The following is a 1763-nucleotide window of genomic DNA, read 5'->3' as shown; positions in this document are numbered from 1 at the left end:
CGAGGCAAGACATTTTGCTTTGTCTTCTGCCATGGCATTTGCGGTCATCGCGATGATAGGGATCTTCTGATTGCTTTCCCGTATCTTTTCGGTAGCTTGGCAGCCATCCATTAAAGGCATTTGCATGTCCATTAATATGAAATCGAAATTGCCTTTTATGGCTTTCTCGTAGCCTTCTTCACCATTGTTGGCAAGGGATACCCGGATGCCTTGTTTAACAATAATTTCCTTCCCTAGCTGTTGATTTGCACCCAAAACTGACCCACTAAAGCCATATATTTGCATCGAATTTTGACCCACGTATAAACCTATCCCTGCTTCAGCAAAGCAGGAGAAAATGGAGTGATAGACGTGGCTCTACTAAGCGTAATTCGACGCTCGCATATTCGGGAGGGACAATCGATTCGATCGATTGCTCGGAAGACCGGATTGTCACGAATTACTGTTCGTAAATACCTCAATAATAGAAATTTAGACCCAAGCTACCCTGCAAGGAAGTCGCCGAGTAAGCTGGATGACTACGAGAAGACCTTAACCTGCTGGCTTCACCGTGAGGTGAAAAAGCATCGAAAGCAGCGTAAGTCAGTCAAGCAGCTATACCAGGATTTAGTACAACTGGGTTACACCGGTTCCTATGATCGTGTTGCTGCGTTTGCACGGCAGTGGCGACAAGAGCAACATGAAGCAAAGAGCACTGCCGCTAAGCGAGTCTATGTTCCACTGACTTTTGCACCAGGCGAAGCATTCCAGTTTGATTGGGGCGAAGATTTCGCCACGATCAATGGTCGGAAGTGCTGCCTTCAAGTTGCTTACTTCAAGCTAAGCAATAGTCGAGCTTTCTTCCTGCGAGCTTATTACAAACAAACGCACGAGATGCTGTTTGATGCACACAATCATGCATTTCGGGTCTTTGGTGGCGTGCCTGAACGCGGCATCTACGACAACATGAAGACTGCTGTGGATAAGGTACGATCAGGTAAACAGCGCGATGTTAATCGCCGATTCCAAACGCTAGTCAGTCATTATCTGTTTGAAGCTGAGTTCTGTAATCCAGCTGCAGGTTGGGAGAAAGGCCAAGTCGAGAAAAAGGTGCGAGATGCTCGGCATCAGTTATGGCATACCGCTCCCAAGTTCAAGACTCTCGAAGAACTTAATGCTTGGCTTGAACGCCAATGTATTGAACTGTGGCACCGCCAAAAACACCCAGAACAATCCAATCTAACGGTTGCTGAATGCTGGCGACAAGAACGGCCATGTTTAATGCCTGTCCCAGCGCCATTCGATGGCTATGTAGAAGAGACTAAGCGAGTCTCTTCTACATGCTTAATTACGTTCGAGCGTAACCGCTATAGTGTCCCGGCAAGCTTTGCTAACCAGCATGTGAGTCTTCATGTTTATGCAGCTGAAATCGTTATCGTTGCCGAAGGCAAGGAGATAGCAAGACATAGACGTATCTTCAATCGCAAGCATGATGCAGGTATCACCAAGTATGAATGGAGACATTATCTAGCCGTGGCTCAACGCAAACCAGGAGCACTGCGTAACGGCGCACCGTTCGAGACCTTGCCAGACAGCTTCAAGTCCATTCAAAAGTATTTACTTCGACGACAAGGTGGTGATCGAGAAATGGTCGAGATATTGGCCTTGGTACTTCATCACGACGAACAGCTGGTTGAGCAAGCGGTTGAGGAATCTCTGCGATGCGGGCACCCCTCAAAACAGCATGTAATGAACTGTTTGAGCCGACTCATCGAACAGGAAAC

At 47.3% G+C, this 1763-nt stretch carries 2 protein-coding genes; one reads left to right on the top strand and one right to left on the bottom strand.

Annotated features, from left to right (window positions below):
- Positions 1–300 (bottom strand): response regulator (locus A3756_RS03110; protein WP_156490227.1); only part of this gene is annotated, 300 nt, incomplete at its 3' end.
- Positions 301–342: 42 nt separating this feature from the next.
- On the opposite strand from A3756_RS03110, the gene istA reads away from it, so the two are divergent.
- On the top strand, positions 343–1763 hold a 1421-nt coding region (gene istA, locus A3756_RS03105), incomplete at its 3' end, for an IS21 family transposase (protein ID WP_156490226.1).

It is taken from the genome of Oleiphilus sp. HI0086 (assembly GCF_001635225.1).
Note: the sequence above shows the minus strand (reverse complement) of the source record. Positions and strands in the feature narration are given on the sequence as shown.